Here is a 6,787-nt window from a genome sequence, read left to right on the forward strand (position 1 = left end):
CGACGACACATCGGCCGACTCGGTGCCGGCCGGCAGGGGAGCGGCACCGGCAGCCACCGGGGGACGGCGATCACCAAGAGTATCGCGCGGCAGGTCGTCGACCTTCGGCATCGGTGATCGACGCCCCGATGGCGACGCACGCGGTGGCAGCTTGTCCCAAACCAGGCCGCTCTACAGGTCCAGCAGGCGTACTCCGTCGTGGCTGCGGATAGCCGGCCCGGGCTGCTCATTGAGTGCATCGAGGATGCGGGCGGCAAAAGTCTCGTTCATCTCGGCGGCGACGCGGTCGGCGGTCCACCAGTCGACGGCTGCGGATTCGTCGGTGGGGCCGGGCGTGCCGCCTGTGAGCTTGGCGTTGAAGACCAGGGCGACGACGCCGAGTTTCATGTTCTTGTAGACGCCGGTGAGTCGGACGGGTTCGACGGTGACGCCGGTTTCTTCTTCGACTTCGCGGCACATGCCGGCTTCGACTGTCTCGTCGAGTTCGAGGATGCCGCCGGGGAGTTGCCATGCGCCGTTGTCGCGGCGCTGGATGACGAGGATCCGGTCGTGGTCGTCGGTGATGACGGCGGCGACGCTGACAGAGTGTCGGGGCTGACTCATCGTGACTCCTTGTCGAAGATGCACAGCGCGGCGGTGGCGTCGTCGTGGCGCTTGTAACGCGGGTGGGCGTGCCCTTCCGGGTCGGCGTTTTCTGCGAGGCGTACGCGGCGGATCAGTTCTTTGGGTCCTTGCTCGGTGAGCAGGTCGAGTAACTCGGCCCAGTCCAGGAAGGCGTACTCATCGACGGCGCATGAGGTGCCGTCGGTGAGCAGGGCCGCGCGGCGTACGCGGTCTTTTCCCGTTAGCGGGAGGCTTCCGATCATGGCCTGGTGAGCGGCGTCCGGGTTTGCAGCGGAGATCCAGTAGCCGCCCGGCTGGTTGGTCAACTGGTACTTGCGGTTGATGGTCTGGGGCACTGGAGCTGCCTGGTCGCTGTCGCCGATCGCGTAGTCGCTCATCACCGGGACGCGGCGTAGCTGGGCGACCGCCTCGCGGAACCGGGGGTCGGTAAAGATCTGCACCTGTCCCGCGCGTTCGGTCACGAGGGTGGTGTCGGACAAGATCAGGTAGTCGAGCGTTTGACCGCTATCGCGGACGAGGCAGACGGTCGCTGCCGGGGTGGCGGGATTGTTGAGGTCGCATCGGTTGCCGTGATCGCCGCGTACTCGGCGTATGGCCTCGGCCAGGTTGTCGGCCAAGGGGTCGTCCGAGCAAGCCGAGGCGACCTCCGTGAGCCGGGCGGTCAGTCGGCTTACGTACCAGGCGGGCCCGTGGATGCAGCCCGTATCGATTCCGGGGGGTGCGGTCACCCCGTCCAGGACGGCAACGAGCGGCCCGGTCTGGAAAGCGTGATCTTCGTTCTCAGTCCGCCCCGGGGCGGCCTCAGAGGCCAGCCGGACCTGCATCAGGACGCCCGTTCGGATGGCGGCTGGTCGGTCCATCCATAGCGGAGGGTCCACAGGTGGCCGGGCATCACGTGAATGCAAACCTCGATTGGTCGGTTTTCGACCGTGTACGCCACGTGCCAAATCTCGAACACCGGCTGCGTCGCCTCAAGTTCAAGCGTGCGCTGCTCGCTCTCGTTGGGCATCCGGATTGTGACGTCCTCGGTGAACCGGACCGGCCCATGACCCAGCTCGGCGAGTCGACCGTACGAGCCACCGGTGCCCGCGTCGGGCTGCATCAGAGGTTCGCAGTCTTTGACGATCGACCAGGGCAGGTAGGAATCGGCGATCTGCGTTGGTTCGTCGTTGGCGTACAGCACTCGGCTGCGCAGCAACGCCGCCTCGCTCTTGCGCAGCCCGAGTGTCTTGCCGACCGCCTGCGGAGGGGTGGTGCGCGCGATCCGCCGGTACTCCGTGAGTGACTTGAGGTTCAGCTTGCTGGCCTCGACTTCGCCCGCTCCGGAGCCCTCCTGCCTTGCTGCGTAACGCACCTGGGCATCGCGCAGGATGCGGGGAAGTGAACGTACTGACGTTCCGGTGCCCCGACGAACCTTGACGTCTCCCGCGAGGCGGAGCAACCCGATCGCGCGGTTGATCGTCACCCGGGAAACGCCGAGTTCCTGCGCGAGGCGATCTTCGCTCGGCAGCAGCGACCCCCGCGGGTACGTGCCGTCCTGGATTCGGCCCCGCAGAAGCTCGCAGATCTGTATGTACTGAGACCTCGGCGTCTCGATCATGGCCACGATTCATCCCTGGTCGTAGGAGGTCTTGCGCAGCGTACGCCGCTCCTTGTTCCAGCGCCGCCACAAGCAGCTGTACCCACGACGTAGGACGTCTTGCGTCTCCATTGACAACGGCCTATCGTCGCCGGTGAGACGTACTACGTCTCCTCCGGAAGTCGCGAGAGTTCGTACGACTTCGGGCTTCCCGTGGCCTGCGAGATCAAGAGGAAGATCATGTGGGGCGCTGTCTCTGGACTTCTGGGTTTACTGGTCGGCTTCGCCGGTGGGATGTGCACCTACCGCACCTCGCGCCGCTGGTGCGGCTTCTGTGGCAGGACGTTGACATGCAGCGTTTGCGCCTCGGGGAAGCCAAGCGCGGTCGAGGGCGAGCAGCCATGACACGGCTACCTCCGTTGCCGCCCCTGCCGGTCGGCCAGGTGCTTCACCTCGCGCGCGAGTACTGGCAGTACGGCGACTATCCGCTGCGACTGCGGGTTGAGCACGTGCGCGACGACCTGTCTTCGTACTACGACAACGAGTGGGTGTGGGTGCAGGGCCAGCGACTCACGCCGGACGGCACGCCGCAGGGGCGCGTGGAGGCACTCGTCCGGGTGTCGGCTTTGCAGCGCTCACTAGCCGCCCTGCTCACTTCACCCATGGATGTAAGGGCTCCTCATGCCCGCGACCCGAAAGGTCCCGTTCATGTATCGCTCCGTCCAGCAGCTCGTTCGGATCTTTACGACGGCTGTTACCCCAGCCAGAGCAGACACCGTCGCGATCTCGACGCCTGTCGCCCAACACACCCCCGGCAGCGTGTACCACGCCAGACGTGTCTCTCGTGTCCTTCCAGGCGAGGTGCGGCGAAAGCGATTCAGCCCGACCAAGTTCGGTCGACGGGGGCTCGACCCCTCGGAGGTGCACCACTTCCTCAACCGCGTCGCGGAAGAGATGAACGCGCTCTATCGTGACCTTTCCGCGTCGCAGGAACACGCAGCACGCCTCAGAAACGCGCTTCGCGAGTGGCAGACGCAGAACGCCAGCCGCCACGTTGAGCACGACCCGCCGCCCGCGCCGCCATCCCAGAGCCATGCGAAGCAAGTGTCGCCACCGCACCCGAACACCAGGTTCATGGGCGGGGGATCCGGCCGCACGTGGAAGTGATGCGAGGACGGCAGTTGACCTGCGTCGCGGTGCCGTCCGGCCGGATTCGAACCTGCGGGTCTGGGATTGCAAGATCTCGGACTGCTGGCCAGGTGGCCAACTCCGTGGTCGGCCCGTCTGCTGTTGTCGGAGGGCGTCCGCGTCACAAGTGGTCTTGGCTGTGCAGCACGGCCTGCCGTCGATGGCCACCTATTCTCTACGGCATGATGGATGCATCGTTTGTGTCCGCCACGCGGGACTCGTATGACGCTATCGCTGCCGAGTATGCCGACATGGTGGCCCCGTACCTGGACCGCATGCCCCTTGACCGCGCGCTGCTCACCGCTTTCGCGGAGCTGGTGCGAGCTGGCGGCAACGGGCCCGTCGCCGACGTCGGTTGTGGACCGGGCCACGTGACGGTCCTGCTGAACCACCTGGGGCTGGACGCGTTCGGCATTGACTTGTCGCCCGAGATGGTGGCGTTGGCTCGCCGAACCTACCCGGACCTGCGGTTCGAGGAGGGGTCGATGCTGGCGCTGGACCTGCAGGACGCTTCCCTTGGCGGGCTGCTCGCCTACTACTCGATCATCCACATTCCGTGGGAGCGGCGGCCGCAGGTCTTCGCCGAGTTTCACCGGGCGCTCGCGCCGGGCGGACTGTTGATGCTGGGCTTCCAGATCGGCGACGAGCGCGGCCATCGCGCTGAGTTCTGCGGCAAGACTGTCTCCCTCGACTGGTACCGGCAACGACCGGACGAGGTAGCCGATCTGCTGCGCGAGGCAGGCTTCGAGCTGTGGATGACCGCAGTACGCGAGCCTGAGGCTACGGACAAGACCGCACAGGGCTGCCTCATCGCCCGTAAGTCTATGAATTCTTGACGGGTGTTGTCGTTGACGGTGGTTACCGCTCGTATCTAAGCGGTCGGCGTGTATCGGGCATGCCGCGGCGAGGGCGTTCGATCAGAGAGTCCGTCTGGGGGACCGTCGAGCGCGCCATGAGTCAGGGAAGCTGATACTGGGCGACATGTCTCAGCTGACACTGCCGATCCGTACCGAGCGACTGCTACTACGCGGGTACCGAGTCGATGACGTGGATGCCTTGCTCGCCTACTACAGCGACCCGATCGTTGCTCGCTACATCCCCTGGGAGCCGTGGTCGCGCGAGTTCGCGGCCAAGATTGTCGCCAAGCGGATCCACAGCTCGGGCATCACCGGGACGGAGTCCCGTCTGGCACTGCTGGTGGAGCACAAGGCCGAGGTCGTCGGCGATGTTGTTCTGTGGCCAGCCGACGAGACGCTATCTCGCGGAGAAATGGGCTGGGCTTTCCACCCGTCGGTGTCGGGCCGCGGGTTTGCCACCGAGGCAGTTCGCGCGCTCATCGGCGTGGCCTTCGGGCATTGCGGCATGCACCGCGTAATCGCTCACGTCGATGCCCGGAACGAGGCATCGGCGCGCCTGTGCGAACGTGTGGGCATGGTCAAGGAAGCGCACCTGCGCCAGGACCACTGGACGAAAGGCGAGTGGACGGACAACGTGATTTACGGACTGCTCGCCGAGCAGTGGCACGGTTAGCTAGGGCGCTGTCTGTCGATCTGAGCCTCGCCAGCCCCTGGTCAGTGACGCACCGCCGCGCTGCTACGGATCAGGCAGAACGGGTGCCCGGCCGGGTCGAGCATGACCAGCAGGTTCGGATTGTCCGGGTCCTGGTGCGCCGCCAGGCTGGCCCCAAGTGGCAGTAGTTGCTGGGCTGCGGCACGCGGGTCCTCCACGACGTACTCGAAGTGTGCGTGCATCGGCACCTCCGGCGAGGGCCAGGTCGGGGGCCGGTAGTCCGGCGTGGCGCGGAAGATGATGAGCTTGCCCGCTGCGTCCACATTGGCTTCACCGGCGATGCGGCGGGTGACCGTTCCGCCGAGCAAAGCGGCGTAGAAGTCCGCCATGACATTCGGCTCCGGACAGTCGACCGTCATGGCGCTCCACTGGACAAGCGCGGACCCCTGCGAACGATCATCAGTCATGGTGGACCATCCTCGCTGCATAGCTGAGTAAGCCGCAATGCTCCGGCTGAAAATCGGAACGTCGGCGGTAGCGGTCTTCGCCTGTGTGGGCCGGCTTGATGTCCTGCGTGGTCATCGCTTCGAGGCGCTGTACGTCTGCGCGCTCACGGTCGGACTTCGCCGCGGTGAGCTGCTCGGGCTTCGGCGGTCACATATCGACTTCGACCCTGGCACTCTGACTGTTCGGCAAACGGTGCAGCGCGCGGATGGGCGGCTTCAAATGGCCGAGCCGAAGACGACCCGGTCGCGTCGAACTGTGCCGGTTCCGGCGCAGACGCTCGCGCTGTTCCGGGCGCACCGTCGGCAGCGGTCGATGGACCGCCTGGCGCTGGGGGAGCGGTGGCAGGATCACGGCCCGGTCTTCCCGTCGAAGGCCGGCAGCCGATGGACCCGGACCATATCGACCGGACCTGGCACAAGATCCGCGCGGATGTCGGCCTGTCCTGAGAATGAACGGGCGGGCGTGGACGAGGCCGCGCGCCATCTGTTCGGGTGACTTGGCTGAATGAATGGCTCTACGAGGGCCGCGGTGATCGTCCGGCGGACGAGCCGCGCGCCGGTGACGTGCGGTGGGGTGGCGCGCCCGGCAGGATTCCAACCTGCGGCCTTGGGATTAGAAGAAGATCGGAGCGGGCTGGTCGGGGAGGCGTTCTCCTGCTCAGCCCGTCCGTCAGTGTCGGATGGCGTCGGCGTTGGCTGGCGGTCTGGGCTGTACGGATGGCTGTACGACACGCGGGGCCATGGCCGAGTTCCGGTTTCTGGCACTCAGGCACTTGGGTAGTTAGGGCGACATGTCGGAGCACGATCAACGTTCGGGCAGCAGGTTCAACACGTACTTGAACGCCAGCAGCGGTCAACGACTAACGGCGATCGTTGTTGCGCTGGTGGCAGGACCGCTGGCCGGGCTTCTCTGCGCTTGGCTGGCCGCGTCGCTCCTGAGCGGCACTCACTGGTTGGTGCAGACCCTTGCTTTCGCCATCATCGGTCTGTTCGTCGGCGCTGGGCTGCTTGGATTGCTGGCGAAGCTCGGTACTCGCGGAAAGCACTGACGTAAGCGGCGCTAGCGGATTTCCTCGTCGGGCAGTCGTAGACCGTCCAGCCTCGCCGGACGGGGACAAGGTGGAGCGCCTCACCAGCCGAACGACCTTGGCCCCGTCCGGGGAGGCTGGTAGCCCTTGTGGTGCCCGGCGAGGGGATCCGCCCCCTGATCTCCGAGGAGTGGCCGGGTCTGGGCGGAGCCCAGGGTCTTCAGGGTCTTGTGTTCCGTCAGCGTGGCCGGCCGGCCCGGCCGATGCCGGCCGGAGGTCGCCAGCAGGCCGGGGCCGGGCCGGCGGGGGCCCCGGGCGGGGCCGCGTGATGGAAAAAAAAACAAAAAGGCAAA

At 66.2% G+C, this 6,787-nt stretch carries 10 protein-coding genes; 5 read left to right on the forward strand and 5 right to left on the reverse strand.

Annotated elements, in window-relative coordinates; genetic code table 11:
• Window positions 1-171: 171 nt before the first annotated feature.
• Genes AB0J06_RS23020 through AB0J06_RS23030 form a run of 3 tightly spaced genes read right to left on the reverse strand, consistent with a single transcriptional unit; the run spans window position 172 to window position 2,224 of the window.
• The gene (locus AB0J06_RS23020) at window positions 172-603 is read right to left on the reverse strand and encodes an NUDIX domain-containing protein (RefSeq protein ID WP_357431175.1); all 432 of its coding nucleotides are present in this window, start codon (window positions 601-603) and stop codon (window positions 172-174) included.
• Entirely contained in the window at window positions 600-1,448 is an 849-nt protein-coding gene (locus tag AB0J06_RS23025) for a protein phosphatase 2C domain-containing protein (protein ID WP_357431176.1), read from the reverse strand. The genes AB0J06_RS23020 and AB0J06_RS23025 overlap by 4 nt, the downstream gene beginning before the upstream one ends.
• Complete coding sequence (locus tag AB0J06_RS23030; RefSeq protein ID WP_357431193.1) at window positions 1,448-2,224, reverse strand: GntR family transcriptional regulator; 777 nt, start codon at window positions 2,222-2,224, stop codon at window positions 1,448-1,450. Before AB0J06_RS23030 ends, AB0J06_RS23025 begins: the two co-directional genes overlap by 1 nt.
• Before the next feature lie 687 nt (window positions 2,225-2,911).
• On the opposite strand from AB0J06_RS23030, the gene AB0J06_RS23035 reads away from it, so the two are divergent.
• From AB0J06_RS23035 to AB0J06_RS23045, 3 genes are all read left to right on the forward strand, one after another.
• Window positions 2,912-3,370: a DivIVA domain-containing protein gene (locus AB0J06_RS23035; RefSeq protein ID WP_357431178.1), complete on the forward strand. Its 459-nt coding sequence runs from the start codon at window positions 2,912-2,914 to the stop codon at window positions 3,368-3,370.
• Window positions 3,371-3,573: 203 nt separating this feature from the next.
• Complete coding sequence (locus AB0J06_RS23040) at window positions 3,574-4,227, forward strand: class I SAM-dependent methyltransferase (protein ID WP_357431179.1); 654 nt, start codon at window positions 3,574-3,576, stop codon at window positions 4,225-4,227.
• A gap of 145 nt (window positions 4,228-4,372) precedes the next feature.
• Window positions 4,373-4,921 (forward strand): GNAT family protein, encoded by a 549-nt coding sequence (locus AB0J06_RS23045; protein ID WP_357431181.1) that lies wholly within the window; start codon window positions 4,373-4,375, stop codon window positions 4,919-4,921.
• A gap of 41 nt (window positions 4,922-4,962) precedes the next feature.
• Here AB0J06_RS23045 and AB0J06_RS23050 read toward each other — a convergent pair whose 3' ends face one another.
• Window positions 4,963-5,367, reverse strand: coding sequence for a VOC family protein (locus AB0J06_RS23050; protein ID WP_357431183.1), 405 nt, complete (start codon window positions 5,365-5,367; stop codon window positions 4,963-4,965).
• Between the two features lie 37 nt (window positions 5,368-5,404).
• On the opposite strand from AB0J06_RS23050, the gene AB0J06_RS23055 reads away from it, so the two are divergent.
• Together AB0J06_RS23055 and AB0J06_RS23060 are read left to right on the forward strand one after the other, a co-directional pair.
• Complete coding sequence (locus AB0J06_RS23055) at window positions 5,405-5,902, forward strand: hypothetical protein (RefSeq protein WP_357431185.1); 498 nt, start codon at window positions 5,405-5,407, stop codon at window positions 5,900-5,902.
• 295 nt (window positions 5,903-6,197) lie between these two features.
• Window positions 6,198-6,455, forward strand: a complete 258-nt coding sequence (locus tag AB0J06_RS23060; RefSeq protein ID WP_357431187.1) for a hypothetical protein — start codon at window positions 6,198-6,200, stop codon at window positions 6,453-6,455.
• Window positions 6,456-6,535: 80 nt separating this feature from the next.
• On the opposite strand, the gene AB0J06_RS23065 is transcribed toward AB0J06_RS23060, so the two are convergent.
• The coding region (locus tag AB0J06_RS23065) for a hypothetical protein (protein WP_357431189.1) at window positions 6,536-6,787 on the reverse strand (252 nt) is incomplete at its 5' end.

The sequence above is a fragment of the Micromonospora sp. NPDC049679 genome (assembly GCF_040659735.1).
Classification (GTDB): domain Bacteria; phylum Actinomycetota; class Actinomycetes; order Mycobacteriales; family Micromonosporaceae; genus Micromonospora_I.

What these genes read in the sequence shown, in the direction of transcription:
- AB0J06_RS23030 (WP_357431193.1), bottom strand. Translation starts at nt 2,224, where the DNA reads ATGATCGAGACGCCGAGGTCTCAGTACATACAGATCTGCGAGCTTCTG.
- AB0J06_RS23060 (WP_357431187.1), top strand. Translation starts at nt 6,198, where the DNA reads ATGTCGGAGCACGATCAACGTTCGGGCAGCAGGTTCAACACGTACTTG.
- AB0J06_RS23045 (WP_357431181.1), top strand. Translation starts at nt 4,373, where the DNA reads ATGTCTCAGCTGACACTGCCGATCCGTACCGAGCGACTGCTACTACGC.
- AB0J06_RS23055 (WP_357431185.1), top strand. Translation starts at nt 5,405, where the DNA reads ATGCTCCGGCTGAAAATCGGAACGTCGGCGGTAGCGGTCTTCGCCTGT.
- AB0J06_RS23020 (WP_357431175.1), bottom strand. Translation starts at nt 603, where the DNA reads ATGAGTCAGCCCCGACACTCTGTCAGCGTCGCCGCCGTCATCACCGAC.
- AB0J06_RS23050 (WP_357431183.1), bottom strand. Translation starts at nt 5,367, where the DNA reads ATGACTGATGATCGTTCGCAGGGGTCCGCGCTTGTCCAGTGGAGCGCC.
- AB0J06_RS23025 (WP_357431176.1), bottom strand. Translation starts at nt 1,448, where the DNA reads ATGCAGGTCCGGCTGGCCTCTGAGGCCGCCCCGGGGCGGACTGAGAAC.
- AB0J06_RS23040 (WP_357431179.1), top strand. Translation starts at nt 3,574, where the DNA reads ATGATGGATGCATCGTTTGTGTCCGCCACGCGGGACTCGTATGACGCT.
- AB0J06_RS23035 (WP_357431178.1), top strand. Translation starts at nt 2,912, where the DNA reads ATGTATCGCTCCGTCCAGCAGCTCGTTCGGATCTTTACGACGGCTGTT.